The organism is Coriobacterium glomerans PW2 (genome assembly GCF_000195315.1).
Classification (GTDB): domain Bacteria; phylum Actinomycetota; class Coriobacteriia; order Coriobacteriales; family Coriobacteriaceae; genus Coriobacterium; species Coriobacterium glomerans.
On sequence record NC_015389.1, the window covers coordinates 1,637,393 to 1,663,344 of the forward strand.

At 60.7% G+C, this 25,952-nt stretch carries 21 protein-coding genes, 1 tRNA gene and 1 other RNA gene; 8 read left to right on the forward strand and 15 right to left on the reverse strand.

Annotated features, from left to right (window positions below; all coding sequences use genetic code 11):
- Positions 1 to 27: 27 nt before the first annotated feature.
- The 4 genes from argB to CORGL_RS07255 all read right to left on the reverse strand — a co-directional run bounded on the left by argB (position 28) and on the right by CORGL_RS07255 (position 4,950).
- Positions 28 to 1,011 (reverse strand): acetylglutamate kinase, encoded by a 984-nt coding sequence (argB, locus tag CORGL_RS07240; protein ID WP_013709253.1) that lies wholly within the window; start codon positions 1,009 to 1,011, stop codon positions 28 to 30.
- 50 nt (positions 1,012 to 1,061) lie between these two features.
- On the reverse strand, positions 1,062 to 2,333 hold the full coding sequence (gene argJ, locus CORGL_RS07245) for a bifunctional glutamate N-acetyltransferase/amino-acid acetyltransferase ArgJ (RefSeq protein ID WP_013709254.1): 1,272 nt from the start codon (positions 2,331 to 2,333) through the stop codon (positions 1,062 to 1,064).
- Between the two features lie 78 nt (positions 2,334 to 2,411).
- The gene (gene argC, locus CORGL_RS07250; RefSeq protein WP_013709255.1) at positions 2,412 to 3,482 is read right to left on the reverse strand and encodes an N-acetyl-gamma-glutamyl-phosphate reductase; all 1,071 of its coding nucleotides are present in this window, start codon (positions 3,480 to 3,482) and stop codon (positions 2,412 to 2,414) included.
- Between the two features lie 253 nt (positions 3,483 to 3,735).
- Positions 3,736 to 4,950 carry an iron-containing alcohol dehydrogenase gene (locus tag CORGL_RS07255; RefSeq protein WP_013709256.1) on the reverse strand — a complete coding sequence of 405 codons (1,215 nt, stop codon included), beginning with the start codon at positions 4,948 to 4,950 and terminating at the stop codon, positions 3,736 to 3,738.
- Between the two features lie 272 nt (positions 4,951 to 5,222).
- On the opposite strand from CORGL_RS07255, the gene CORGL_RS07260 reads away from it, so the two are divergent.
- Together CORGL_RS07260 and CORGL_RS07265 are read left to right on the forward strand one after the other, a co-directional pair.
- On the forward strand, positions 5,223 to 6,302 hold the full coding sequence (locus CORGL_RS07260; protein ID WP_013709257.1) for a hypothetical protein: 1,080 nt from the start codon (positions 5,223 to 5,225) through the stop codon (positions 6,300 to 6,302).
- Positions 6,302 to 7,423 carry a hypothetical protein gene (locus CORGL_RS07265; RefSeq protein ID WP_013709258.1) on the forward strand — a complete coding sequence of 374 codons (1,122 nt, stop codon included), beginning with the start codon at positions 6,302 to 6,304 and terminating at the stop codon, positions 7,421 to 7,423. Before CORGL_RS07260 ends, CORGL_RS07265 begins: the two co-directional genes overlap by 1 nt.
- Positions 7,424 to 7,591: 168 nt before the next feature.
- Here CORGL_RS07265 and CORGL_RS07270 read toward each other — a convergent pair.
- Positions 7,592 to 7,666: transfer RNA gene (locus CORGL_RS07270), tRNA-Glu, on the reverse strand.
- 340 nt (positions 7,667 to 8,006) lie between these two features.
- Here CORGL_RS07270 and CORGL_RS09470 point away from each other — a divergent pair.
- On the forward strand, positions 8,007 to 8,981 hold the full coding sequence (locus CORGL_RS09470; RefSeq protein WP_013709259.1) for a GNAT family N-acetyltransferase: 975 nt from the start codon (positions 8,007 to 8,009) through the stop codon (positions 8,979 to 8,981).
- On the opposite strand, the gene CORGL_RS07285 is transcribed toward CORGL_RS09470, so the two are convergent.
- Positions 8,978 to 11,086, reverse strand: a complete 2,109-nt coding sequence (locus CORGL_RS07285) for a glutamine synthetase III family protein (RefSeq protein ID WP_013709260.1) — start codon at positions 11,084 to 11,086, stop codon at positions 8,978 to 8,980. The genes CORGL_RS09470 and CORGL_RS07285 overlap by 4 nt on opposite strands.
- Before the next feature lie 310 nt (positions 11,087 to 11,396).
- Here CORGL_RS07285 and CORGL_RS07290 point away from each other — a divergent pair, with 310 nt between their 5' ends.
- Together CORGL_RS07290 and CORGL_RS07295 are read left to right on the forward strand one after the other, a co-directional pair.
- Complete coding sequence (locus tag CORGL_RS07290) at positions 11,397 to 12,761, forward strand: PFL family protein (protein WP_013709261.1); 1,365 nt, start codon at positions 11,397 to 11,399, stop codon at positions 12,759 to 12,761.
- Between the two features lie 6 nt (positions 12,762 to 12,767).
- Entirely contained in the window at positions 12,768 to 13,232 is a 465-nt protein-coding gene (locus CORGL_RS07295; protein WP_013709262.1) for a hypothetical protein, read from the forward strand.
- Here CORGL_RS07295 and CORGL_RS07300 read toward each other — a convergent pair.
- The gene (locus CORGL_RS07300) at positions 13,227 to 13,700 is read right to left on the reverse strand and encodes a hypothetical protein (protein ID WP_013709263.1); all 474 of its coding nucleotides are present in this window, start codon (positions 13,698 to 13,700) and stop codon (positions 13,227 to 13,229) included. The genes CORGL_RS07295 and CORGL_RS07300 overlap by 6 nt on opposite strands.
- A 260-nt stretch (positions 13,701 to 13,960) precedes the next feature.
- Between CORGL_RS07300 and CORGL_RS07305 the strand changes: the two genes are divergently transcribed.
- Entirely contained in the window at positions 13,961 to 14,278 is a 318-nt protein-coding gene (locus CORGL_RS07305; protein WP_245526897.1) for a YhbY family RNA-binding protein, read from the forward strand.
- A 49-nt stretch (positions 14,279 to 14,327) separates the two neighbouring features.
- Here CORGL_RS07305 and CORGL_RS07310 read toward each other — a convergent pair whose 3' ends face one another.
- From CORGL_RS07310 to CORGL_RS07345, 7 genes are all read right to left on the reverse strand, one after another.
- Positions 14,328 to 17,351 carry an AfsR/SARP family transcriptional regulator gene (locus tag CORGL_RS07310; protein WP_013709265.1) on the reverse strand — a complete coding sequence of 1,008 codons (3,024 nt, stop codon included), beginning with the start codon at positions 17,349 to 17,351 and terminating at the stop codon, positions 14,328 to 14,330.
- 421 nt (positions 17,352 to 17,772) lie between these two features.
- Complete coding sequence (gene nagB, locus CORGL_RS07320; protein ID WP_013709266.1) at positions 17,773 to 18,504, reverse strand: glucosamine-6-phosphate deaminase; 732 nt, start codon at positions 18,502 to 18,504, stop codon at positions 17,773 to 17,775.
- A 70-nt stretch (positions 18,505 to 18,574) separates the two neighbouring features.
- Positions 18,575 to 19,072, reverse strand: a complete 498-nt coding sequence (locus tag CORGL_RS07325) for a PTS sugar transporter subunit IIA (RefSeq protein ID WP_013709267.1) — start codon at positions 19,070 to 19,072, stop codon at positions 18,575 to 18,577.
- A 37-nt stretch (positions 19,073 to 19,109) separates the two neighbouring features.
- Positions 19,110 to 20,447 (reverse strand): phosphoglucosamine mutase, encoded by a 1,338-nt coding sequence (gene glmM / locus CORGL_RS07330; protein WP_013709268.1) that lies wholly within the window; start codon positions 20,445 to 20,447, stop codon positions 19,110 to 19,112.
- 130 nt (positions 20,448 to 20,577) lie between these two features.
- Entirely contained in the window at positions 20,578 to 20,973 is a 396-nt protein-coding gene (gene rpsI / locus CORGL_RS07335) for a 30S ribosomal protein S9 (protein ID WP_013709269.1), read from the reverse strand.
- 3 nt (positions 20,974 to 20,976) lie between these two features.
- Positions 20,977 to 21,420, reverse strand: coding sequence for a 50S ribosomal protein L13 (gene rplM, locus CORGL_RS07340; protein WP_013709270.1), 444 nt, complete (start codon positions 21,418 to 21,420; stop codon positions 20,977 to 20,979).
- A gap of 219 nt (positions 21,421 to 21,639) precedes the next feature.
- On the reverse strand, positions 21,640 to 22,518 hold the full coding sequence (locus CORGL_RS07345) for a patatin-like phospholipase family protein (protein WP_013709271.1): 879 nt from the start codon (positions 22,516 to 22,518) through the stop codon (positions 21,640 to 21,642).
- A 265-nt stretch (positions 22,519 to 22,783) separates the two neighbouring features.
- Between CORGL_RS07345 and ssrA the strand changes: the two genes are divergently transcribed.
- Together ssrA and CORGL_RS07350 are read left to right on the forward strand one after the other, a co-directional pair.
- Positions 22,784 to 23,152: a transfer-messenger RNA gene (gene ssrA / locus CORGL_RS09715) on the forward strand.
- A gap of 819 nt (positions 23,153 to 23,971) precedes the next feature.
- Positions 23,972 to 24,247, forward strand: coding sequence for a helix-turn-helix domain-containing protein (locus tag CORGL_RS07350; RefSeq protein ID WP_049777701.1), 276 nt, complete (start codon positions 23,972 to 23,974; stop codon positions 24,245 to 24,247).
- A 401-nt stretch (positions 24,248 to 24,648) separates the two neighbouring features.
- On the opposite strand, the gene CORGL_RS07355 is transcribed toward CORGL_RS07350, so the two are convergent.
- Positions 24,649 to 25,770 (reverse strand): hypothetical protein, encoded by a 1,122-nt coding sequence (locus tag CORGL_RS07355; RefSeq protein WP_041738698.1) that lies wholly within the window; start codon positions 25,768 to 25,770, stop codon positions 24,649 to 24,651.
- Positions 25,771 to 25,952: the final 182 nt, after the last annotated feature.

The window sequence follows — 25,952 nt, forward strand, 5'->3', positions numbered from 1 at the left end:
CTCTGCCGATCGTGAAAGCCGCTCGCCTCATATCTTCTCGACCGCCTCCGCGGCGGGATCGATATTCTCCGCGAGACGTGAAGCGAACGTTCCCAGCGGATGAGGATGCGCATCCATCTCGTACCCGGCATCAGTGGAATGCATCACCGTTCCCACACCCGAATCTGTGAGCAGCTCCAGGAGCAGCGCATGATCGATGGTGCCGTTTATGATGTGGGAGCGAAACACGCCGCAGCGCAGCGCGTAGATGCAAGACTCCAGCTTGGGGATCATACCCTTGGCGACCTTGCCGCCATCGAGCAGCCGCTGGGTCTCCTCGAGCGTGAGGTTCGAGATGAGCGAGGCTCTATCCGAGAAATCCTCAAAGAGACCATTGACATCGGTCAGGAAAACCACGTCGTGCGCGTGGACCGCCGCCGCGATATAGCCAGCCGCGACGTCAGCGTTTATGTTGTAGAATCCGCCGTCCTCGCCTTGAGCCACAGATGCGATGACCGGGATGTACTCGTGCGATATCATCTCTTCGAGATACTCGGCGTTGACGCTCACGATCTTGCCCACGCGTCCCAGCTCGGGATCGAGCTGCTCGGCGACGATAACCCCCGCATCGCAGCCCGAGACGCCGACGGCGATGTTTCCGTGCTCGTTGATGACCGAGACGAGCTCTTGATTCACCTTGCCCACAAGGACCTCGCGTACGATCTCCATAGCCGCAGGAGTCGTGACGCGCTGACCGTCTTTGAAGCTCACCGGCAGATCGCAGCGCTCGAGAGCCTCGCTGATCGCCGATCCGCCACCATGAACGAGCACCGGCTTCATACCGATGATCTTGAGCAACAGGATATCGGCCATCACGTCCGCGCGCAGGCGCTTGTCGACCATGGCCGCGCCGCCGTATTTGATGACCACGGTTTTTCCGGTGAGATTCTTGATCCATGGCAGCGCTTCAAACAGAAGCTGGACCGTCTGCTCGCTGGGAACAGCCGCTCGGGCGTCACGGGCGTATTTCATGGGGACCTCCACGCATGCGATCGGATCGGAGCTCGTTATATCGCGTCGCGCTATGTGCGATAGTCGCCGTTGATCTTGACGTAGTCGCTCGTGAGATCGCAGGTCCATACGCGCGTCGCGCACGAGCCCGCTCCCACATCGGCTGAGATGACGATCTCGGAGGACTCGAACCGTCGCCGAGCCTCCCGTTCATCGAAGGGCACCGCCAGACCGCCGCGGCACACGGGAATCCCCATGATGTCGATGGCCACGTCTTCCTGTCTGAACAGCGCGCCGCATTTCCCGAGCGCCATGGCGACGCGACCCCAGTTGCAATCTCGTCCGGCGATCGCGGTCTTGACGAGCGGGGAATTGGCGACCGCGCGCGCCAGGGTATCGGCATCGGCCGGAGTCGCGGCACCCGTGACGTTGACGGTCACGAGTCTTGAGGCTCCCTCCCCATCGACGGCGATGCTTCGCGCGAGCGCCTCGCAGACGACGAAGACCGCGTGCGAGAGCTCCTCGAAGGCATCGCTTCCCTGCTCGATGAGGGCCGCATCAGGTGCAGCTGCACCTGATGCGAGCAGGATGCACGTATCGTTCGTGGATGTGTCAGAGTCGACTGTGATCTTGTTGAAGGTGCGGGTTGCCGATGCCGCGAGTATCGCGTGCAGGGCCGCGGGACCGATCGGGGCGTCGGTGGTGATGCACGCGATCATGGTCGCCATATCGGGCATGATCATACCCGATCCCTTGCACATGCCGCCGACGGTGAATGTGCGATCGACGTACTCCAACGTCGCGCTGCGATAGAGAACCGCATACTCCTTGGGATTGGTGTCGGTTGTCATGATCGCGCGCGCCGCCATGGCGCCTCCGTCTCGCGACAGACGATCGAATGCATCCGGCACGCCGGTCTCAAACGGTCCGATGTCCAGCGGCTGGCCGATCACTCCCGTCGAGGCGACAAGGACCTGCTCGGGCTCGCAGCCCATGACCTGCGAGGCGATGTCGCAGGTTTCCCGTGCCGTGACCATCCCGGGCTCTCCGGTCGCCGCGTTGGCGTTGCCCGAGTTGATGACCACCCCTCGGATCGTACCGTGGCCACGTGACGCACCTCCCAGGTGAGCGCGACTCACGCGCACCGGTGCCGCGCAAAACGCGTTGCGCGTGAACACCGCGGCAGCTGAGCAAACATCGTCTGCGACCACCAGCGCCAGATCCGGGCGCGCCGGATCCCGGCGAAAGCCCGCATGCACGCCCGCTGCTCTAAAACCCTGCGCGGACGTGATCCCGCCGTCGGGCACCGCGCGAATCCGCGCGTCGAACTCATCTGTGTCCATCCATGTTCTCCTTGATGAGATGTGTGAATCCATCTGTATGCCAACGATGCTTCGCCCCGCGTCTCGCGGGGCGAAGCATCACACCGGAAGAGCCGCCAGCGGCAATCCCCGGCTCTCGTCGAACCCAAACAAGGTGTTCGCGCATTGCACGGCCTGACCTGCGGCCCCCTTGCACAGATTGTCGATCGCGGCGACCGCGATCAAAGAATGCGTGCGCTCGCTGATGGCCAAACCGATCTGGCAGACATTGCTCCCCGCGACCGATGCCGTCCTCGGCATCTCGTCCTCATCCATGACTCGAACGAAAACCCGTCCGTTGAAGAAGTCCCGGTACCGAGATATCGCCTCTTCGCATGTCAACGCGGATGCCCACTCGGACGAAAGCACCATGGTGACCGTCGAGAGCAGACCGCGCTTGAGCGGCGCCAGATGCGGGGTGAACACCACGCGCCCGGGGGCACCGAGTATCTGCTCGATCTCGGGCGTGTGACGGTGCCGGCACACGCCGTATGCCTCAAGGTTCTCGTCGACATTGCAGAAATGCGTCCGAGCGCTTGCGGTGCGCCCCGCACCGGTCGCGCCCGAAATGGCATCGACCACGATCAGGCTCGTGGAATCGATCCAACCGGCATCCAGGGCCGGATAGGCCGCCAACGATGTCGCCGTGGGATAGCAGCCGGCACATGACACAAGAACCGGCTCTCCCTGAGCGCGCTGCTCGGCCGCCGCCACGAGCCCGTCGCCGAACAGCTCCGGTAGTCCGAAAAACCGCGTACTCAGAAGCTGCGGAGAGGTATGGTGCACGCCATACCACTGCTCGAAGACATCGGCACCGGCCAGCCTGTAGTCAGCCGAGAGATCGATGACCGTGACACCGGCGGAAAGCAGATCGGGTACCAGCGCCATCGCGGCGGTATGCGGAACAGCCAAAAACACCGCATCGCATTCGGTGAGCCTCGCGTCATCATGACCGGTGAACACGAGATCGCTCACACCGGAAAACGATGGATACGCGCTTGCGAACGTCTGGCCCGCGTCCGCATCCGAGGTAATGGCAACGACCTCAAAGTCCGGATGATCCAAAAGAAGCCGGACGAGCTCGGCGCCGACGTATCCGGCGGCGCCGACGATCCCAACATCGATCGACATGTCTGATCACATCCCTTTCCGAGCGCGCATGGGACCGCGCGCTCATGAGGCAGGAGAGAATAGCACTCTTGTACCCATCATAATGAATGCGGGATGCGTTTCGATCCAAAGAAGACAAATTTCGGTGACACCCTCTGCGCCCGTGCAGTCAGAGCACCCCGCCGCGCGATGCGCGACGGGGTGCTCTGACGCTGGCGACCGCCTCAGCGCGATCGTTCGCAGCAAGCTGAAACCGTGCGGCGTCCTCGGTTCCCTAGAAGGTCACCGCCTCATCGTTGTATGCGCACATGAGGAGCTTCTCCATCTCCTCCTGCGTGGGCTGACGCGGATTGGAGCCCGTGCAGGCGTCACCGATCGCCGTAGCGGCCACATCGCGCAGCTTCGCTTTGAACTCATCAGGGTCTATCACGGATGCATCGGCGCGAACGCCTCCGCGTCCGTAGTTCTTTATGCCCTGCGGGATGCTCAGCGCATCGTTGAGGTCGCGAATCTTCTGCACGAGAGCGCTGACCAGCTCGTCTTCGCTCGTTCCATCAAGGTGCAGGATCTCTTTGGCGATGAACGCGTATCGGTTTCGCGCGCGCGTATCGCGTGCGTTGAATTGGATGACCTTGCCGAGGTACATCGCGTTGGCGCACCCATGAATTATATGATCCCCTGAGAAGGCGGCCCCCGTCTTGTGCGCCATCGAGTGAACGATGCCGAGCAGTCCGCTTGAGAACGCGATACCGGCTATGCACTGAGCGTCATGCATGTGCTGCCTCGCGATATGATCACCCTCGTATGAGCGCGGCAGCCACTCGACGATCTCGCGGATCGCATGCAAGGCGTTGCCATCGGTATACATCGAACCGGCGGTTGAAACGTAGGCCTCCACCGCATGCGTCAGCGCGTCCATGCCGGTGTGCGCGCACAGTTTCTGCGGCATGGTGTAGGTCAGCTCGGGATCGACGATAGCGACATCGGGCGTGATGTTGAAGTCGGCCAGGGGATACTTGATGCCCAGCTTGTAGTCCGTGATGACAGAGAATGCGGTGACCTCGGTCGCCGTACCCGACGTCGAGGCGATCGCGCAGAACCTGGCCTTCTGGCGCAGTTCGGGAAAGCTGAACGGAACGATGGCCTCCTCGAAGGTCTCGTGAGGGTACTCATAGAACAGCCACATCGCCTTTGCGGCATCGATAGGCGAACCACCGCCGATCGCGACGATCCAGTCCGGCTGGAAGGCGCTCATGGCCTCGGCGCCCCTCATGACGGTCTCGACCGAAGGGTCGGACTCGACGCCCTCAAACACCGAGACCTCGAAGCCGGCGCTCTTGAGATCCGTCTCGACATCCTTGAGGAAGCCGCCCCGGCGCATGGAGCCGCCCCCGGTGACGATCATGGCCTTGTTGCCCTTGAGGTTGGCCACCTCATGACGGGCTCCCTCACCGAAGAACAAGTCGCGAGGATTGGTGAAACGTCCCATACATACCTCCCAATCGCAGGCTCGATAAGCCCGCATACAAGCGGAACCGTCTTCGGTGCCGCATGAACAGAAAACGTTGAACCTGCTTGACATGCCCCGTTGTCAACTCATATTCTACCGCCATTCGATCGAGGCGGCCTCTACGTTCTCAACACGATCTCATTCGTGCGCATCGACGAAGAAGATGACGGTGCCGATATGACAGGTCGACTGAATCATGGGTACATGTGTTATGCTAGCTGATTGACGGAAAAGAAAGAGGAGATCCGGCGATGTCGTTCGATCCCATGCAAGAGGACTGCTTGCGACTTATCCTTCAGACCATGAAGCGCAGACGCGTCTTCCCCCTCAATAACAGCGTGTTCATTGAAGAGTGCATGACGGCGTTCGATGAGGATCCGTCGCAGCTCATCGTCAGCGATAGCGATCGCTCATTTCATTTGGTTGCAAAAGCCGCCGGAACGATCGATTACGCCATTCCCGCGATCGCCGATGACGCCGAGGCGGAAGCGGCCGCTGAGCATGCGGAATTCCAGCTTCGCGAAGCGATCGGGTTGGACGGCGGAAATTGGGATGCGCGGCGGATGCTCGCCGCGATGGAGTCCGAATCGAATGAGGAGTATGTCGACTATCTTCTTGCGCACGAGAAGGAGGTCGAACAGGATGCCGAGACCTGCCTCCTTAGCGCTGGCGATGTCTACAGCAGGGAGTTCGCAGATGATCTGGGACGACGTCCCTATCTGCGCTGGCTCGCGGCCATCGCCTCAAGAGCCTTTATCGCCGGCCGCTACACGCTCGCTCTCCGGACGGCTGAACGAAGCCTGGCCAGAGTTCCGAGCGATCCCGCCGATATTCGATTCACCGCGATGCTCGCCATGGCGAAGCTCGAGCGTCCCCGCGGGGATCTGAAGAGACTCGGACGGCGACGCATCGCACCGAATCTGACATCCACCCGAGCGCGCCGAAGGCACCATAGCGCTGCGCGCACGGATGATGCATGGGCGATCTTGGCTGCCCTGTGCATGTCCTATCATGCACTGGACCTCTCAGATGCCGCCCACGAGCTGAGAAGTCTCATGCGCACCTATCCCAACTGCGCTGATATGCTCTTCTACCAGCCCGAGCTGCCAGATGGCGTCTTCGCGCGCGTGGGTGTCGAAGCCGGCAGCAAAGATGAGCTGATACTGGCTCTGAGCGAGGCGACCCCGCTTCTGCAGGAGGGCCCGAGCGATCCCGAGTCCCCGAGTCTGGCGACCTGGATCGCGACCAGCGAGATCGTCCAACGCGAGATAAGCGACAAAGATCTTGACGCGCGCATCATCGGCTACCCGCTCCCCGGAGACGAAAACTGATGAACCTGAACGACTACACGATCTGCTATCTGCTGAATGAGTACGGCAAAGACCATAGCGATCTGACCGCGGCCGCACGGGAGCTGCTGCGACGAGATATCGCCAAGCGGCCGGAGAAGTACGCGACGACCCCGCGTGCTCGGGCCCTCGTGCAGTACAGGCGAACTCGATCCGCGCTCATGAGGGGGCTAGACGCCATCGGAGATCTGCAAGACGATGACTTCGCCAAATCGCGCTTCGCGCTGTTCGCCGGAATCCGCGCCAGCCTCCTCGACATCGCCAAGATGGACGAGTTCTTCGCCGAGCCGAAGCTCTTGGCGATTCTGCTCGATCACGCCCAACCCGATGGTATCGTCTCCGATCTCTTGAAGCTCGAAGCGGAGGTCCGAGATCAACTGAGCGAGAGCGTCGCCGGGTTTGACATCGCTGCTCCGCACTTTTGGATCTCGCCCTCATGCGCACGGGAGAACAGCTCGGATGCGGCCGATCTGACAGCCGCCAGCTTGGAGGTCATCGGCTGGCTTCATATTCTTGAGGCCCTCTCGCAGCAGTGCATGCAGACGGCTCGGTATCGACGGGCGGCCGATTACGCGCGTCTGGTGATGCGCGCCGAGGGATATCCCAATCATGCCGAGGGAACGGTGATGCTGGCGCTGGCTCGCCTTGAAGATGAGCCTGGGTTCTTCGAGCTGGCTCACAGGCTCTGCGCCCTGAGTGAGGAGCACCGTGCCGAGGCACCCGGATCGTCTCGAACCGCAACTGCGGACAGCCCTGCGGCGATGAGGGACAGCGCGCCGGATCACCCGGAGAACTCTCCCTGGTATCTGCTCGCCCGCACGATTCTGCTCTACAAGCTCGGAAAGACCAAGGCAGCCCGCAGAGCGCTGCGCGATTTCAACGAGCGCTGCGACGGCGGGGCATTCTTCCTGCTCAACCCAACCTATCTGGATCCATACCTGCCCGTTCGGCCTGAGCCGCGCGACAGCTGGGATCTCCCCCATCAAGCGGTCTGGGAGGCGGATGCGATTATTTCCGATACACCTGATTTCGTTCCCTGGGCGGAATCGGTCGAGGGAACGCTCGCGATATCCGACGCTTTCGCCAGCCGCAATGGTTTCTAGACCTGAGTTGCGCGAACATGGTCACCAGGCGCTTTCCCGCCGATGTCGGCTGGCCGCCAAAACGATGACACGGTTCCCGAAGGGCGCTCGATGCACAGCGCACCAGACATCGCCTGAGGAGATGAAAAAGGTCCGGCTTCAAAGAGAAACCGGACCCGAAACCGCTTCTGGTGCCCCCAGCGAGGCTCGAACTCGCGTTACCGCCTTGAAAGGGCGGTGTCCTAACCACTAGACGATGGGGACAGCGCAAAAGAGTATACCAGAGTGCACCCTTTGCATACCAGAGGGACTCTCGCACTCTCTCACGTCGCGAGGAATCCTTCACTCGCAACGTCAGCGCAACGCGTCTCGCACTCACCGCAACGCGTAACGCCGAGTCAGGGAGAATCCCTCTTATCCGGGTTGGCAAGCGCCCAGGTGCCGCGCAGGAGGCGCGCAAGACGACTCAAAGGCAGCGTTGAGTTTGAAATTCGAGCCCGACTCGCTCTTCTCGGCGGTTATCCAGTCCTCGCGGACGAGCGCGAGCGCACCCGATTGCGCTACCATGATGAGATGCAGGTGTGAATGGGAGAGGAAGAATGCCATGGGCACCAAAGACGATCTGATCGAGAAGCTCGATAGCATACATACCACCGAGCTTGCCGCAGTCCGGCTCTCGCGAAATCTCGGTCTGGGGGTCTACGACGTCTCGAACTGGTGCCGGTCGCGCATCCTCGACCCCAAGACGAGCGTCACGCTGCGTGGCAAGAACTACCTGGTGCACGCTCCAGATGCCATCATAACCCTCAACGCCCGAACGCTCACCGTGACCACCGCTCACGGGTGCGGTCCGCGCGCCCTCGACGATCGTTACCCGCGCTGGGCCCGCGATAGAAAGAAGACGCTGAAGGACGGCCCCGCCACCCGAGGGGATCCCAGCGAGGATCCCGTCGTGCGCCGGGAGACCAAAGCGGACCGGGAGACCGTCGACAAGCTGTATCGCACCTCGTTTTGGAATCTTCACGAACCCGGCTGCAGCGAGCACTACCTTGTTCACATCATGCGCGAGCATCCGGATCTGGTGCATGATCTCAACCTCGTCCTCGAGGTCCACGGCCATATCGTGGGAAGCATCATGTACACGCGGGCGAGCATCTCCGATGAGACCGGCGCGAAGAGGACCGCTCTCACGCTCGGCCCTGTGTGCGTACATCCGGGATGCCGATACCAGGGTTTCGCAACGAGGCTGATGGACCATTCACTTCAAAAGGCCCGCGATCTCGGGTTTGGCACCGTCGTCGTCTTCGGCGATCCCGCCATCTTCGTTCGGCAGGGCTTCAGAAGCTGCAAGCGCGTCAACATGTCGCTTGAAGACGGCACCTATCCCGCCTCGATGCTCGTGGCCCAGCTCGCGCAGGGCACACTGGAGGGTCATCGCTGGACCTATCGAGCCAGTCCCGTCAGAGAGATCGACCCGGCCGACGTCGAGGCCTACGACGCCACGCTCGAGACCTGGGAAAAGGCCTGGGAGCCGAGCCAGGAGCAGCACTTCATCTTGAGCAGCGCGCTTCTGCCCTAGACGTAGAACAAGATGTCATCGTAGGTCGGCACCGGCCAGTAATCTGCCGCAACGATCTCCTCCATGGCGTCCACAGCGCAGCGCAGTCGTTCCATGGCGGGGTTCACCTCATGGGCGTAGCACATCGCCTGCTCCTGCGCATCTGTGATCGCCTCGGCTCGCTCATGTACCTCGACGAGCGCATCGATGCCATCGTTTATCTCAGTTATGCCCTGACACAGGCGGTTGAGCGTGTCCTGTTCGCTTTTCATCGATGCGTCCGCTCCGGCCGATCGTATGGCCTCCAGCCCCTTGGCGACCTTGGTCGCGTATGCGGTGATCACAGGGCGGTACGCGCGTCGGGCCTCGCGAGTCATCGTCGTCGCCTCGATATTCATGAGCTTGTTGTATTTTTCGAGCTTGACCTCATAGCGGCTGTGCATCTCAGGTGCCGTGAGCACGCCCATGCTCTGGAACAGATCGATGTTCTTCTCGTCGAGATAGCAACTCAGCGCATCTGCAGTCGTGCGAAGATCGCTGAGACCCCGCCGCCGCGCCTCCTCGTGCCACGCCTCGCAGTAGCCGTCCCCGGAGAACAGGATACGTCGATGCTCGTTCAGCCGGATCTTGCATAGATCCAGAACCGCTGCCGCGAAACGCTCCCTCGGCGTGTCCTCGAGCGCATCGGCGAAGCGCTTGAGCGAGGCGGCGACCGCGGTATCGAGCACTGTGTTCGTATCTGCCGGATTCGACTCTGAACCGAGCGCGCGGAACTCGAACTTGTTGCCGGTGAAGGCGAACGGCGAAGTCCGGTTGCGATCGGTGTTGTCCTGCTCGAGCTTGGGGAGCACGTCGGCACCCAGATCGAGGATGTCGTGCGTCGCGTGGATGGAAGCCTTCCCATCGGCGATCTTTTCGACCACCTCGGTCAGGCAGTCACCGAGAAAGATCGACATGATGGCGGGAGGCGCCTCGTCGGCGCCGAGGCGATGGTCGTTCGAGCAGGTTGCCACCGTCGTCCTCAGCAGGTCCTGATATGTGTCGACCGCTTCGATGACCGCCGTGAGAAAGACGATGAACTGCAGGTTCTCAAGAGGTGAATCACCCGGATCGAGAAGGTTCTCGCTTTCGGTGGCGACAGACCAGTTGTTGTGCTTCCCCGAACCGTTGATACCTTTGAAGGGCTTCTCGTGGAGCAGGCAGACGAGTCCGTGGCGCGAAGCGACAAACTTCATCTTCTCCATGACGAGCAGGTTGTTGTCAACTCCCTCGTTCAGCTCGGTGTAGACGGGTGCCAGCTCATGCTGACACGGCGCGACTTCGTTGTGCTCGGTCTTCGCGGGGATTCCGAGCGCCCACAGCTCATCGTCGAGCTCATGCATGAATGAGGCGACGGTGGGACGGATGGCTCCGAAGTAGTGCTCTTCGAGCTCCTGACCCTTGCAGGGAGGCGCCCCGAACAGCGTGCGTCCGCAGATGACCAGATCGCGTCGCGCGTTGTAGGCCTCTTTCTTGATCAGGAAATACTCCTGCTCGTTGCCCACGTAGGGCGAGACGCGCTGCGGCGTCTTCCCGAACAGCGCGAGCACGCGCTTCGCCTGCTCGTCGAGGACTTTCATCGACCGCAGCAACGGTGTCTTCTTATCAAGCGCCTCGCCGTTGTAGGAGCAGAACGCCGTGGGGATGCACAGAACGCGCGCCTTGATGAACGCCGGGCTCGTGGCGTCCCACGCGGTATAGCCTCGGGCCTCGAACGTCGCGCGCAGCCCGCCGTTGGGAAAACTCGATGCGTCCGGCTCGCCTTGTATCAGCTCCTTGCCCGAGAACTTCGTTATCGCGGTGCCATCGCGGTTCGGCTCGAGGAATCCATCGTGCTTCTCCGAGGTGATGCCCGAAAGGGGCTGAAACCAATGAGCGTAGTGCGTTGCTCCGCGCTCGAGAGCCCACGTCTTCATGGCATGGGCCACGGCGTTCGCCAGATCCAGATCGAGCGGCTCTCCGCGGTCGATGGTAGCAGACAGACGCTTGCATATGTCCTTGGGAAGGTAGTCTTTCATGACAACCTCTGAGAACACCAGAGTTCCGAAACGATCGGTGAGATCGGCCACGCGAATCCCTTCAGCCATGCGTCGCCCGAGCAGCGGACGCGTTGATCAGCGTCACCGAACAGCCTGCTCGCACCCTGTTGTGAGATGATGGACAGCCTCTCGGTGAACGCGCATACGGACAGGGTACCGCAGAGCGGACCCATAAACCCAATAAGCGGCCGATCGGCACGTTTCTTCCCCATCTTCACGCGCATACGGAAGACCGAACGAGAAGGCGGGACCCCTGGTGGCTCGGCGACCACCGCGATGTGTTTGTTCCATCCGCACCGAGCAATGCACAGTAGAATGGTCATATCGTATCGCAAGCTCAGCCCCGGAAGGAGAGCCCGTGGGGATCACGCATAGCGAGATCGCGGACACCCTTGAGATGGTCTCCACTCAGCATCTCGACATTCGCACGCTCACCATGGGCATCTCGCTCACGGGTTGCGCGCGCGAAAGCATCGACAGCGTGTGCGCCGATGTCTACGAACATGTCACTCGAACCGCTGAGCGTCTCGTCGATTGCGCCGAGGAGCTCGAGCGCGAATACGGCATTCCGATCGTGAACAAGCGCGTATCGGTCACGCCGATAGCCCAGATCGCCGCCGCGTGTCACGCCGAGGATCTCACGCCGATCGCGTGCGCGCTCGACGCGGCAGCCGAGACGATCGGAATCGATTACATCGGGGGCTTCTCAGCTCTCGTTCACAAGGGCATCGGAGACGCCGATCGTCGGCTCATCGCATCCGTCCCATCGGCACTCGCCGCCACGACCAGGGTATGCTCGAGTGTGAACGTCGCAAGCGTCCGCGCCGGTATCAATATGGACGCCGTGCTGAGCGTAGCCGGCGTCATCCGCGACGCGGCGCTCGCCACCGCTGATCGCGATTGCATCGGCGCTTCGAAGTTCGTGGTCTTCGCCAACATGGTCGAGGACTCTCCGTTCATGGCTGGAGCCGTCCATGGTTCGGGCGAGGCGGATGCCGTCATCAACGTCGGCGTCTCGGGCCCCGGCGTCATGGCGGCAGCCCTTGAGAAGCTGCCGGAATCCGCGACGCTGACGGAGGTCGCCGAGCGGATCAAGCAGGTCGCCTTCAAGATCACGCGTGCCGGCGAGCTCATGAATCGTGAAGCGGCCAAACGATTGGGCGTGTCCCGCGGCATCGTCGATCTCTCGCTCGCACCGACGCCGGCAGCCGGGGACTCCGTCGCGCGCATCTTGGAGATCATCGGCGTGGGTACCTGCGGCGGACCGGGTACGACCTGCGCCTTGGCCCTGCTCAACGACGCCGTGAAGAAAGGCGGGGTCATGGCGACCTCCAATGTCGGAGGTCTCTCCGGAGCTTTCATACCCGTCTCGGAAGACGCCGGCATGATCGAGGCCGTCCAAGCGGGGGCTCTCTCACTGGAGAAGCTGGAGGCGATGACCTGCGTGTGCTCGGTCGGGCTCGATATGATCGCCATACCGGGCAGCACGCCCATCGAGACGATCGCGGCGATCATCGCCGACGAGATGGCCATCGGGGTCATCAACGGCAAGACGACAGCTGTTCGCATCATCCCCGCGATCGGCAAAGGTCCGAAAGACTGCTTGGAATACGGAGGGCTCTTCGGACGAGCTCCGGTCATGGCTGTCAACCCGTATGCGGGAGACGTGCTCGCACACCGAGGCGGACGCTTTCCGGCTCCTATCAACTCGCTTAGGAACTAGGTTGCCATGAGGTTCTTCACCCGTGTGATCGCCAAAGCGCTCATCTTTCTCGTCATCGTGCTCGGCGGTCTATCTCTGCTTGTCAACACGCCGCTCGGCAACATGCCGTTCATACGCTCGCTGAGCTCGGATGCCGGCAACGCGCTTCTGGAGAAATCGGGTCTGAAGGGCAAGGCGGACAGTGCCCTGCGCGACAGGATCGCGGAGATATCATCCGCCACGGGACTGTCGCAAGATCAGGTATCGGATGCGATCGACAACCTGAACATCTCATCTTGGAAGATGATCCCGCTGCCGGATAGCGCCAAGAAGAAGAGCGGCTTCGTCACAACCTATCAGGGCATGAAGGTCACCGTCACCACCTACGAGGATCCCTCCTATCTGGGCGTCGAGGTCTACGGACAGAACCTCACGCTCGCGGTTCCAGAAACCGCTCAAGCCTACGTCGGCTGGCTCGGCTATCTCTCATGATCTGAGCGACGCGCACAGATGCCCGCTCACCGCTCCGGTATCGCTCGGCGCGCGCGTCGCGGTCTGGAAGACCGCCGGCTGATCGCCTGGCGCAGAGCTGTCGTCTCGCATCACGACCGCCATGATCGCACCGCCCACCACCAAGATGAGCAGGATCGCGAGTGCGATTCCCACGGCAGCCGATGCGAGAGCGACCAGCGTTGCAGAGACGGGTCGCGCGTGTCCGCCCGAAGGGGAACCGGGCTGTGGACAGGTGAGCCCGATTCCCAGTCCTCCCGCGCGACTCTCGCCTTGGGCGCGTCGAGCCGCGGTGAGCCCATCTACCGGTGCGCGGACGGCTGAGGGGGCGGACGAAGCCGAGCGCGCCCTCGGCGCTGCGGTGCTCTCGCCGCAGGGTGCCCAAGGCGGACCGGCCGGATCGATGCTGATTGACGCGCGTCGCGAATCGAGGCGATCCTTCTCAGACATATTGAACTCCTTAGCGTTGCGCCGAAGTCGGGCTTTAGCCTACGCACCAGAGCTTACCATCTCATGAGGGGTTTCATTCGCATGCGCGTCACCGCAGATGAGAAACCGCAGTATCTTGACCCTGCGACAGGTGCTCGGGTGGCATCGGAGCCGCTTCGAGATTCTTTGAGAATGCCGGGGCTCCGATGCACCCGGTGCGCGCGATGCGCTATGGTAGGAAGCCGACAGAGCTGAACGCGCGAGCAGCGAGAGCGCCACGCATGAAGAGCAGGGGTGCCATGTCACTAACAGGACGTCAGATTCGACAGCTTCGCAAAATCGGCCATCATCTCGATCCGGTCGTCATCATCGGCAAGGCGAACGTGGGTGCGGGCACCGTCGCACAGGCGAGCGAGAGCTTGGAGGCGCATGAACTCATCAAGTGCTCGGTGCTCGATACTTCTGCTCTCACCGCGCGCGCCGCTGCCGATGAGGTCGCGAAGAGCTGCGGAGCCGAGATCGTCCAGGTGATCGGTCGCCGCTTCACGTTGTACCGCAGAAGCAGCCGCGACGACATCGAGCATATCGATATCAGCTGAACGACCCCGCCCCCCGGATCGCTCATGCGAGCCGAGCGCTCGCATCTCGCTACATGATGTCCCGGTTGCGGCTCTTGCGCACGATCCGCTCATAGATGGCGCACGTCTCGGACTCCGGTGACGCCTTGAGTTCGTGGTCGAGATAATAGAGATGGCTCTGATACAGCTCGACCGCCTCGCGGCGACGACCGCCCAGATCGTAGACGCGCATCGCGCTTCTGATCACATCCTCGCGCGTTCGATCCTCCTTGAGCGCGGCCTCGATCATCCAAGCCGCCGATGAGAAGTCTTCCTGCTCGATCGCGATCTCGACGCCGCGAATCATGCAATCCAGGAACCTGGATCCCATGGCCTTTCGCACGCGAACAAAGTACGCCGAATCCGCGGCGTCAGGCACGTACAGCGGCCCGACGTAGAGCTCTTCGATCTTGAGACACATCTCGAGTATCTGCTCACCGGATACACCGCTGCGCCCGAGAAGAACCTCACGGGTCAGAAGGGCCATCCGCATGACATCGGAGGCGACGTACTCCGAGTTGACCGCGACACCCTCGCCCTGCGTGATGATATACTGGGGGCCTCCTCGACGCTGCCCCATCGCACGGCGCAGCATCGACAGAGCGCTGTACAGATTGCTTCTGGCATGGCCGTAATCATATTCGGGCCACAACTCCTCGGCAAGGGTGCGCCTGCTCACAAATGACCCCATCCCCAGCACAAGCCTGGAGGCGAGCACGCTCGTCTTCCTTCGACGCCACAGCTCGTCGGTGAGCGTATGGCCGTTTCGCTCCGCCTTGAATCCCCCGAACAATCTGATGTTCAGCTGCCCCACCTCATGGGTGATCGATGGGTCCGGGACCCCGAGAAGCGGATCCGCTCCCTTGGGTTCAGAATCATTTTGCAAATCATATCTGCGTCGCAGCTGATCCGGAATGAGTCGACGCATAGCGTCGGCGCGCTCGCCCAGAGCGCACATGGCGAGACGGGCGATGAGACGCATCCCGGGATCGAGCAGCTTGTTCTTGTGCAGGGAATACCATGCGGACAGCTCGGCGTCGAATCGCGCGGAAGACAGGAGCAACGCGTTCGCCCACGCCTGTGCGACAGAGATGTCGTTTTCGGCCAAGTCGAGCATCTCGGCCTCCTCGCGTATCGCGACGCGCGACGTGTTCATGACGTGCGCCGTGCGCTCGAGCAGATGGGCCCAGCTCCTCAGCAGTTTTTGCTCCTTGTCTGCGAGCCGCAGAACCTGCGTTCCGCGAAACTCCGCGTTCACGACCTGACCCACCATGAGGTCCTGCCAACCTTCCAGAAGGAGGCAGAGCAGCTGCGTCGACTGATCACCTGCGCGAATGGCACCTGTGGATGCATCGGCGAATGAACGCTCATCTGTGACGGGCAGGCCGACGAGCATCCTGCGCGCCGACACCACGAGCCTCAATCGATCGAGCAGCGGCCGGAGCCTGCGGCTTCGCACGATCGGCTCCATGGCGCAAAGCAGCTGGTCGCGCTCATCGAGCTTATCCAGGGTGCCGGAGGCGACCTCACCGAGCAGCAGATCGGTGAGGTCGAGAAGACTCGACACGTCGAGATCATCGGCTTCGGAAGCACCGGTGGGAACGCGCCCGGGGTCCGCGGGATCGAGGCGTCCGCGCAAGAAATCGGATTGGAAGCGGACGTGAGCGCGAAGTCTCGCGACCACGGGCAACGATGGGGACTCGGCGGCGAAACGAGGTGACTGCGGCAGCTCGATATTGCGACACCCTGTCCACATCTCTGAAAGCGCGCAGGCGGCCTCCCAGTCGGCGCTATCGATCTCGTCGTCGATCCTTTGCGCGCGCCGGCTCAGCTCACGGGCCGTGAGGCGAGCGAGCGCGATGTCGCCGCTCGTCAGAGCTGCAGCGTATGCGCCAAGCAGCGCGCCGACTCCGATCTCGCGCTGACCGGGCAGGGCCTCGTATCGCGCCACGATAGCGCTGATAAGCGTCGCGTGCCCCGCAAGCGCCAGCTTCAGGGGGAACTGCTGCAGGATCGCGAGACCGCGTTCAGCATCCAGATGCTGATCGATGAGCATGGCCGCCCTGTCGACGCGATCGGCTTTGAGCAGAATCCTCGCCGCTCTGGTCACCAATTCGGGTCGCATGGCTGCGATTTGCTCGCAGATGCGCCGGAGGCTTGAACCCTCAGCGTTGATGCAGGAGAACTCGCGCGAAGCCGGATCGAAACCGAACAACGGATAGTCGCGTGCGATGCGCGAAAGATCCCGGACGTCGACGCGCACACCGCAACGTTCCATATCGGCGATGCTCCCCTGCCCCATCAGCAGCATAAGCTGGATGAGATCGGCGAGCCCGCCGCAGTCGCCTTGAATCTCGTTCAGAACGGAGCGATATATGTCGATGACGGCGAGATCGAGCATGGTTTCGGATTCTTCTTGGCGCTCTGTGACGGTCTGAAGCGAAGCCACGAGAAGAGGAACACCCTGTGTGAGCCGATAGACGTCAAGTGAACTCGAGATCGAAAACGTTCGCGCCCACTCAGCGTATTCCTTGGGTCTCACCTTGAGGCTCTGAGCACTGACTTTTATGGAGTCGCCGGTCGCGCGAACGAGCGCGTGGTTGTTCGGTCTGCAGGTGATGATGAACTCGAAACCTCGCTCGCGCATCTTTCTGAGGTGCTCGACGAACGCCTTGAGCGCGGGGGGATCCAAACAGGGTGCGTTATCGATGGCGAGCAGCGGATGCGGTGACAGCGCGATCAACTCCTCGCCCCGATCGAGCAGGGCATCGAGTTCCTCGAGTGAGAATCCGGTGACATCCATGATGCTGACCGCGCCGCGCGCGGGGTCGCTGCGAACCTCATCTGCGTACTGGAGAAGCAAGCCCGTCTTTCCGAATCCGTGCGGAGCGCAGATGAGAACGATCCCGGCTTCGCTCCCGCGAGAAATCAGATCGCGTACGAGGTGGGTCCGCGCGACCATGAAGCTCGTTCCCATCGGCAGCGCAGCGCTCTTCGGTGAGCAGTCCTCTTTTTTGTTTACGTCTTTTTTTGCTACTGGTTCGTTGTTTCTCATGTTCCCTCCCAACTTCGACATTTCTATCTACGATATGAAAGGGAGGAGGGCCGACAAGCGAAAAGCCGAGCGACTTTGGAACCGCGTTAGATTCTGGATAGATTTGTCACCATTTTTTGCAAGATCGCCGGTCACCTGGAACCCTCTCCTGAATAACCCGACTACCTCCTGTTCTCTGTAAATCTGACTGCCACTTGCATCGAAATGGATATGAAGGGATGCCGAACGGGCCGAAACGTCCCTCCATATCACCGTCCACGAAGTAAAATAGACCGTCTGAAAGCTGACTGTGGATCTTTAAGCTGAACTGGTGTAGACATCTATTTCCGCTGCAGGCGTACAAACTGCAAGATATCGCGCAGATTTAGAACAGATCGTCGCGCGCGGCGCGACAAATTGTGGAAAACTCAAACGGGACCGATCAGGAGAGCAGCGAAAGAGCCAACTCGTCTGCCACGAGCACCGCATTGGGATGGAGCTGAAGGACGGAAGCCGGACAGGACGGCACGACAGGGCCCTGGCACATATCGCGCACCGCTTGGGCCTTCTCATCGCCGGCCGCAGCGATGATGACCATGCGCGAGTGCATGATGGACTGGATACCCATGGTGTAGGCCTGCCGCGGTACGTCCTGTTCGCGCTCGAACAGCCTCGCGTTGGCCTCTATGGTGCTGCGCGTGAGATCTACGCAATGCGTGCCGGTGGAGAATGCCGCATCGGGCTCATTGAAGCCTATGTGGCCGTTGCGTCCGATACCGAGAAGCTGAAGGTCGCAGAAACCCGCATCCTCGATCATCTGGTCATATGCAGTGGTGGCGGCTGCAGCATCCGCGTTCGAGCCGTCCGGCACATGGACATGATCAAGGTCGATGTTGATGTTATCGAACAGATGCTTGCGCATGAAGTAGTGATAGCTCTGCGGATCATCGTTGGCAAGTCCGCGATACTCATCGAGATTGAAGGTCTGAACCTGGGAAAAATCGACATCTCCTCGCTCATATGCCCTGATGATGGCCTCATAGGCACCGATGGGCGTCGTGCCCGTAGCCAGACCGAGCACCGAAGTCGGTTTGAGAATGACTTGGGCCAATATGATATTCGCTGTCTTCCGACTCATGTCATCATAATCACGAGCGCGCATGATCTTCAGCATAGCGTTTCCTTCCTCCGAATGCGGATGCGGCGCGATCTGCCAAATGTCTGCAGATCGCGACACCTATACTTTAGCGCTCTCTGGCTGACATGAGCGTGTCAAGTTCTTCGACCGTCTGGCCGATCTTGCATCTGATGCGCGAGAACTCCGCAGAGTTGCATATCAGGATCGGCACCGTCATATCATAACCCTCTGACACGATCGCGTCGCGGTCGAACTCGATCAGAAGATCACCCTGCTTGACGCTGTCCCCAACCGACGCATGCACTCTGAAGTGTCTCCCGTTGAGACCCGATGTGCTGATGCCGACATGGATCAGCACATCGAAGCCCTCGCAGGTGCGCAGCGCCACCGCATAGCCGGTTGGAAAAATCGCCTTCACCTTGCCATCGGACGGGGCGACGACCTCGCAGCCCGTCGGTTCGATCGCCACGCCCTCGCCGAGCAGGCCGGCAGCGAACGTCTGATCTTGAACCTGAGAAAGCGAGATGACTCTGCCGGCCATGGGCGAGGGCAGCACGCTGCTGCGGCCCCTGAATCTGAATTCCCTCATAAGACGCTTGAGCATGATCCCCCTCGATGACCGAAAGATACCTCGAGCGCGACTACGGAAGCTCCCTCTTGACCACCTCGACCAGGCGATCGACCGCGTCTCGCGCCGCATCGTGACTCTGCGCCTCGGCCATGACGCGAACGAGCGGCTCGGTACCCGAGGTGCGCACGAGCACGCGTCCGCGCTCGCCAAGCCCGGCTTGCACCGCATGGACGGCATCCCAAACCGCCTTGCAGTCATCAAGAGCGTCCTTGCTCTCGGAGTGCACGTTGACGAGCACCTGCGGGTAGCGTTTCATGATACCGGAAAGCTCGGCCAGCGAGCGCTCGCATCGCTTCATGATCGACAGCAGTTGAAGGGCCGTCACCAGACCGTCTCCGGTTGTGTTGTGCTCCAGGAAGATGATGTGGCCTGATTGCTCGCCGCCCAAGATGGCTCCATCGGCCAGCATGCGCTCTAAAACGTAGCGATCGCCCACCTGCGTCTGCACGACCTCGAACCCCTGCGAGCGCATCGCCGTGGTGAAGCCCAGGTTGCACATGATCGTCGAGACCAGTTCGCGACCTTTGAGCTTGCCGCGCGCCGCCAGATCCGCCCCGCAGATCGCGAGTATGAAATCGCCGTCGATCTCCTCTCCGCGATCGTCCACGAACAGCACGCGATCCGCGTCGCCGTCATGAGCCAAGCCGACATCGGCACCGGTGCGCAAGACGAGCTCGCGCAGCGGCTCGAGATGCGTCGACCCGCACTCGACATTGATATCGGTTCCGTTGAAGCCGGTATTGATGGCGTGCACCGTGGCACCCAGTCGCTGCAGAGCGATCGGCGTGCACATGCACGAGGCACCGTGCCCGCAATCGACGGCGACGACGAGCCCGGAGAGCGAGCCGCCCTCGACCGTATCGATCGCATGAGCTATGTAGCGCTCGCGCGCATCTCTCATCTTGACGATAGATCCGACCTTCGCGCCGGTGGGCAGCCCCTCGGAACGATGCGCGGCGTCGGAGAGGACCCACGCCGAGATCTCCTCCTCGAGCTCGTCGGGAAGCTTCATTCCCTTGGAGCTGAAGAACTTGATGCCGTTGAACTCGGGCGGGTTGTGCGACGCCGAGATCACGATGCCCCCGTCCAAGCCGGACTGAACCGTCAGCAGCGCGACGGCAGGTGTCGGGATGATGCCGCAGCAGTGCGGCCGGCCGCCCTCGACCATGATGCCCGCTGTGAGCGCGCTCTCGAGCATCGTGCCCGACAGGCGCGTATCGCGCCCGACGCAGATGTCGGGGCCCAGAAAGCGCGCCGCGGCGCGGCCCAGGCAGAAGGCGAGATCGCATGAGAGATCCTGATTGGCGACCCCGCGGACGCCGTCGGTTCCGAAAAGGTTTCGAGTCATGGCTTCGGCTCCTTATTGATACGAGATCCTGTTCCCTGGCACGCCCTTGCAATGATCAAATGAAAAGCGGAACCCACCGAGCATGTCGGCAGGTCCCGCTTGCACATCCGGATCCTTCGAGGAAGCGGGCTCAGCGCTTTGAGAACTGAGGAGCGCGGCGGGCCTTCTTGAGGCCGTACTTCTTGCGCTCGACGACGCGCGCGTCGCGCGTGAGGAACCCGGCGCGCTTGAGATCGGCGCGATAGTCGCCGGCGCGAAGCAGCGCACGAGCGATGCCCAGGCGCACGGCACCCGCCTGACCGCTCATGCCACCGCCATTGCACAGCGCGATGACATCAAAGGCGTCGACGGTATCGGTCACCTTGAAGGGCGCGCACGCCACATCGACGAGCCGCTGACGACCGAAGTAGGCGGCGGCATCGCGCTTGTTGACGATCACCTTGCCGGTGCCGGGAATGAGACGGACGCGGGCCACGGCGTTCTTGCGGCGGCCAGTGCCCTGATAGACGACGGTGTTCTCAGCCATGGGTTAAGCCTCCAGCTCGATCTTGACGGGGTTTTGCGCTGCATGGGGATGCTGCTCGCCGACGTAGACCTTGAGCTTGGTCAGCTGTTTGCGGCCGAGCGTCGTCTTGGGCAGCATGCCGCGAACAGCATGCTCGATGATCCTCTCGGGATGCTTCTCCATGGCCGAGCGATAGCTCTCGGCCTTGAGGCCGCCGTTGTAGCCACTGTGCCGATAATAGACCTTGTGGTCCGCCTTGTTGCCACTGAGCTTGACCTTCTCGGCGTTGATGACAACCACGAAGTCGCCGCAGTCCGAGTTGGGTGTGAACTGGGGCTTGGTCTTACCGCGCAGGATCTGTGCGATCTGGGTGGCGAGACGTCCCAGAATGGCGCCATCGGCATCGATGAGGACCCATGTGCGGGCCACCTCACCCTGCTTGGCATAGTGAGTCGACTTCTGAATCACTTGATTCCTCCAGATACGATACGTGTCTTGACAGAGATTCACGGGGCTCTGTGAAGTAACCTGTTGAGTATACCGCCTGTTTTCCTCGCGTCAACATGTATTCGGCGGCCTCGCAGACATTCTGCACAGAAGGTCGGTCGGCATCGTGCGCGGCGCGCAGCGACCTCCTTGCGCAGAAAAGGTGCAGGGGCAATAGGAGCGCGACGCGCACGGGAGCGCTCACCGAGCGACGAACGCGCCTATGCTCTCGAGATCGCGTTCGGCGGCGCGGCGGCCCTGAAGATAGAGATCGAGCAGCTTCTCCGCGTCGCGCTCGATATGGCCGACCTCGACTGGGCGCTCGGGTGCGATCACGAGGGCGCGGCCCGCCCGCTCGTAGTCCCAGATGCGCTCTCGTTGCGCGTTGTAGCGCTCATGCCGCGTCGCCAGGCCGTCAAGCAGATAGGGATAGGCCCGCAGGCGCGCACGGGCGGCGGACATGAGCTCGTAGGGCTCCTTGCGATAGGCGCGTTCGCGCGTGAGCACCACCAGCGCGCGATCGAAGCCGTCGACCTCGAGAGCGCGCTCGACCGGCACCGAGTCCGCGATGCCCCCATCCAGGTAGAAGTGGCCGTCGATCTCGACCGGCGGAGCCATGAGCGGCAGCGACGTGGACGCGCGGACCACGTCGAGATCCCGCTGCGTCGAAGCGACCTCCAAGTAAGCCGGCGTGCCGAACACGATGTCGGTGACGACGGCGAAAAGCCGCATCGGATTGGCTTGGAAGGCCTGATCATCAAAGGGATCGAGACGCAGCTGAATCTCGTTGAGCAGGAAATCGTAGCCGATGAAGCTGCCGGTCGCAGCGAAGGAACGCGCACCGATATAGCGGCTGTCATCGCAGAACGCCAGATTGACGCGATTGGCCCGACCGATCTGGCGCGACTTGTAGTTGAGCCCGTTCAGAGCCCCCGCAGATGCCCCGTATGCGGCAGCCGTCTCGATACCGTGCTCGAGCAGGACATCGATCACGCCGGCTGTGAACTGCCCGCGATAACTGCCTCCCTCGAGCACGAGCGCCACCGACTTGGATGCCGCATCTGGATGCTCGACTGCCATGGCCCCTCCTTTGTCCCTCGCGAGAGCCGCGCTCTCTGAGCGCGGGCATGCGCCCGCATATCTTTCGATTCCATCTTGGACCACACCGAGGGGAATCGCAAACGGAGGGGTCGATGATGAAGCAGAACTCCACGTCATCCCACCAGATGCAGACCGCTGTTTTCACCTCCTCTCCGCAACTATCTCAGTGAACGTGGTAGAATACATGGTCCGCAGCACGCGTGCTGCGTGTTCATTGACAGGTCGGTATCGACCTCTCTTGCGAGGGGGCGACTGGTTTCGACGCGATAGCTCTGAGAGAGGAAGCAGGCCGTGGTCTCCTCGCCACGTTAAACAGGGGTACCGTCAAATTGAATTGACAACAACAAGTCTTTCGAGCCTTCACTGGCTCTCGCTGCTTAGTTAAACTGACAGCGCGTCAATCGAGGGAGTTCCCCGCCCCTCGTGCGGCGTCATCTTAGGGGAATGCGTCTGAGCACGTAGCCGGTATGGCTCAGACTAAGATCGAACCGACTAGGAACCCGAGGGCGCGTCGCCGCGCGCAAGGGAACCGAATCTCAACCGGCGACTGAGCCTGGAGATGCCGATCAGGGAGCTTTCGTGGACCGGAGTTCGATTCTCCGCGCCTCCACCAGACAATACAAGCCCTTTTTTCCTGTTATCGCAGGTAAAAAGGGCTTTTTATTTCGTCGTTCTTCTTGCATTTCGTTATTGTCTTGGTAACCCGATGGCGGCGAAGGAGGTTTTGGCAACGGATTCGAGGGCCAAAGGCACATGCCACGTTCAGCGCATGAGGGGAGGAGGCCAAAAAAAAAGGCCGTGGTCTCCTCGCCAAGCCAAACGAATGTATGGTCAAATTGAATTGACAACAACAGGTCTTTCGAGCCTCAACTGGCTCTCGCTACTTAGTTAAACTGACAGCGCGTCAATCGAGGGAGTTCCCCGCCCCTCGTGCGGCGTCATCTTAGGGGAATGCGTCTGAGCACGTAGCCGGTATGGCTCAGACTAAGATCGAACCGACTAGGAACCCGAGGGCGCGTCGCCGCGCGCAAGGGCATATGGTCACTTCTGTGGCGCTTTTGCTCTATAATTCGAGGCGCTGCGGAGCCCAAGGTCCGCAGCATCGAGAAAGGTGGTACCTCAGTAAGTCGCTGTCGCCCCGTGTTCTTGATGAACACCCTGCGGAATTCGAAGCGGCGAAGCGCTTCCACTTGCCCATGCGCGTCCCTATGCGCTGCGATATGTACATTGCGTTTGTCAAAACCTGTCCGATTAGATGTAAAAAATGATACAGACTATCGAATGAGCTGTTATCATCCGCTGCCCAAAAGGTGCTGGCGAAATCTGAATTAATCTGCGGCACTGGAAGGGCATGTCGAAATGGTTTGCCGATGCGAGCATGCAAACTATCTGTTTGTAGCTAAAACAAAGAGCCCCCGATAGTTTTGGCAACATGCAAATTGAGGGCTTTCATCTATTCCAGAAACGTCTTGGCCGCCATCTTCAGGCTTTTCGCAAGGCAAACCACTATTCGCAAGAGCGGGTCGGGGAGCTCCTCGGCATGGACAGAGTTTCCATTGGCTATATCGAGCAGGGTAAACGCGCTCCGAAGCTCAGCACGCTGTATGCGCTGACCTCACTTTACGGCATAACGTTATCAGAGTTGTTCGCCTTCGAGCAGGCGGATACCGGTCCGGAGATACCTGATAGTCAAGATTCGATCTGCTAGACCGTCCCGTTGACTGCAAACCGCATTTATGCGGAGTGCGACGCTAATGGACAACATGTCTTCGGCTGCTCGCGGACGGACGCATCGCTGCAAGCCCTTTTGCTGTTATACGACGCGGGCAGGTCTCGAAAATCGCCTTCAGCTCGCACCCAAGCTAGTGGGGAGACCGTCGTACTGCTCAAGCCGCTTCACGCGGCAGTTGCCTCAATAACAAATAGTTGGATCAAGAGAGACTGGCAATTGAGCAGCTCGTCTTAGAAGCGCTTGGCATATCCAGAGCGGGCTAAAAGAGCTGGCGACGCAACAACCGCAACCCTCGCACCTTCAGCACCTGCAGACCCAGATTCATAAGATTGCATTGAGCCTCACCCTTCCATCCGCCATATAAACCATATATAATTTTAATTATCTAATATACCCCAAGGATCAATTTGTCCATTAGCAGTACGCCATGAACCGTCCGACCACTGATATGTGGTTGAACTACTGCCATCCTCATAAAAATGTGTTTTCCACTTACCAGTAGGGCGAGGACCGCTGCTGGGCTTGGACCCGCCGCCACCTCCAGCAGGCTTGCCAGCACCGCCACCAGCAGGCTGACCGCCACCGGTACCGCCACCAGCCTTGGGTTGCGCAGCCCCGCCACTGTTATTTGAATTTGCAGCAGCCTTGCGCGCCGCCTCGTCCTCGGCAGCCTTCTTTGCAGCATCAGCCTTGGCCTGGGTCACCGCATCGATACGAGCCTGGAAACGGGTAACCTGATCCTGCGCTGACTTCACAAGCTTTTCGTTGCTGGAACCGGGCATGCTCCAAAACTTCTTGGCAACCTCGTCCTTCTGAACGGTCTCAAGCACGCTGTTCAGAGCGCCCAGACGCTGGTTCAAATCGTCAAGATTGTCCGTACCGTCCACGTTGAAGTTGGCCTGCTCGTCAACCGCATCCTGCCATTTCTTGATCTGCACGTCCTGAACATTCTTGATCCGCTTGCTGTACTCGGTCTCAAGCTTGCCCCAGTCCTGATCCGTACCGTCAGCGTACTTCAGATTGTTGTCGTTGGAATCCTTCTTGACCTGATCCAGTGACTTCTGATACCCATCGATCCGCTCGATCATATGATCCAGATCAAGGTCGGCCAGATTCACCTGATCCAGATGCTTGGCGGGGTCCAGCTTGCTGTAGGCCTGCTCGACCTCCTGATTGTGCTTGCTGGCCTGCTCGCGGTAGCTGTTTCCGTACACAGCCCCGGCACCGCATGCAAGAACCGCCACAATCAGAGCGGTTGCTATAACCGCCTTGCGCTTCTTGGGATTCTTGCCCTTGTTGTTACCATTCTCGCTTTGAACGATAGGAACGCTCTCGGAGTCCACCATGCTTTGCGCATGCTCCCCTACGCTTTCGCTTCCCATATGATCCGGCTGGGGCTCAAGAGGACTCAGCCCAGCATCGGGAGTGCTCCCCGCCCTGCTGCCGCTCAGATTGTCAGCTTTTCTGCCATTCATTTTAATCGCCTCTACATTCTTCATGTCGCATTTTCGGCTGGTATCAATCGGCTGGGCTTAAGCGAGCTCAAGGATGTCCTTCAACCGAAGCGCTATAGATCTGGTCGATTCAACCGATCAGCTGGTCTCACAATGGTCTCAAAGAGCACGCGACCGCCCAGAATCCGGCGTCGTCCAAATATGATGCTCGGCAAAAAAAGACCCTT

Coding starts and splice junctions, on each gene's coding strand:
- argB (WP_013709253.1), bottom strand. CDS start 1,011: ATGAAATACGCCCGTGACGCCCGAGCGGCTGTTCCCAGCGAGCAGACG.
- argJ (WP_013709254.1), bottom strand. CDS start 2,333: ATGGACACAGATGAGTTCGACGCGCGGATTCGCGCGGTGCCCGACGGC.
- argC (WP_013709255.1), bottom strand. CDS start 3,482: ATGTCGATCGATGTTGGGATCGTCGGCGCCGCCGGATACGTCGGCGCC.
- CORGL_RS07255 (WP_013709256.1), bottom strand. CDS start 4,950: ATGGGACGTTTCACCAATCCTCGCGACTTGTTCTTCGGTGAGGGAGCC.
- CORGL_RS07260 (WP_013709257.1), top strand. CDS start 5,223: ATGTCGTTCGATCCCATGCAAGAGGACTGCTTGCGACTTATCCTTCAG.
- CORGL_RS07265 (WP_013709258.1), top strand. CDS start 6,302: ATGAACCTGAACGACTACACGATCTGCTATCTGCTGAATGAGTACGGC.
- CORGL_RS09470 (WP_013709259.1), top strand. CDS start 8,007: ATGGGCACCAAAGACGATCTGATCGAGAAGCTCGATAGCATACATACC.
- CORGL_RS07285 (WP_013709260.1), bottom strand. CDS start 11,086: ATGGCTGAAGGGATTCGCGTGGCCGATCTCACCGATCGTTTCGGAACT.
- CORGL_RS07295 (WP_013709262.1), top strand. CDS start 12,768: ATGAGGTTCTTCACCCGTGTGATCGCCAAAGCGCTCATCTTTCTCGTC.
- CORGL_RS07300 (WP_013709263.1), bottom strand. CDS start 13,700: ATGTCTGAGAAGGATCGCCTCGATTCGCGACGCGCGTCAATCAGCATC.
- CORGL_RS07305 (WP_245526897.1), top strand. CDS start 13,961: ATGAAGAGCAGGGGTGCCATGTCACTAACAGGACGTCAGATTCGACAG.
- CORGL_RS07310 (WP_013709265.1), bottom strand. CDS start 17,351: ATGAGAAACAACGAACCAGTAGCAAAAAAAGACGTAAACAAAAAAGAG.
- nagB (WP_013709266.1), bottom strand. CDS start 18,504: ATGCTGAAGATCATGCGCGCTCGTGATTATGATGACATGAGTCGGAAG.
- CORGL_RS07325 (WP_013709267.1), bottom strand. CDS start 19,072: ATGCTCAAGCGTCTTATGAGGGAATTCAGATTCAGGGGCCGCAGCAGC.
- glmM (WP_013709268.1), bottom strand. CDS start 20,447: ATGACTCGAAACCTTTTCGGAACCGACGGCGTCCGCGGGGTCGCCAAT.
- rpsI (WP_013709269.1), bottom strand. CDS start 20,973: ATGGCTGAGAACACCGTCGTCTATCAGGGCACTGGCCGCCGCAAGAAC.
- CORGL_RS07345 (WP_013709271.1), bottom strand. CDS start 22,518: ATGGCAGTCGAGCATCCAGATGCGGCATCCAAGTCGGTGGCGCTCGTG.
- CORGL_RS07350 (WP_049777701.1), top strand. CDS start 23,972: ATGCAAATTGAGGGCTTTCATCTATTCCAGAAACGTCTTGGCCGCCAT.
- CORGL_RS07355 (WP_041738698.1), bottom strand. CDS start 25,770: ATGAAGAATGTAGAGGCGATTAAAATGAATGGCAGAAAAGCTGACAAT.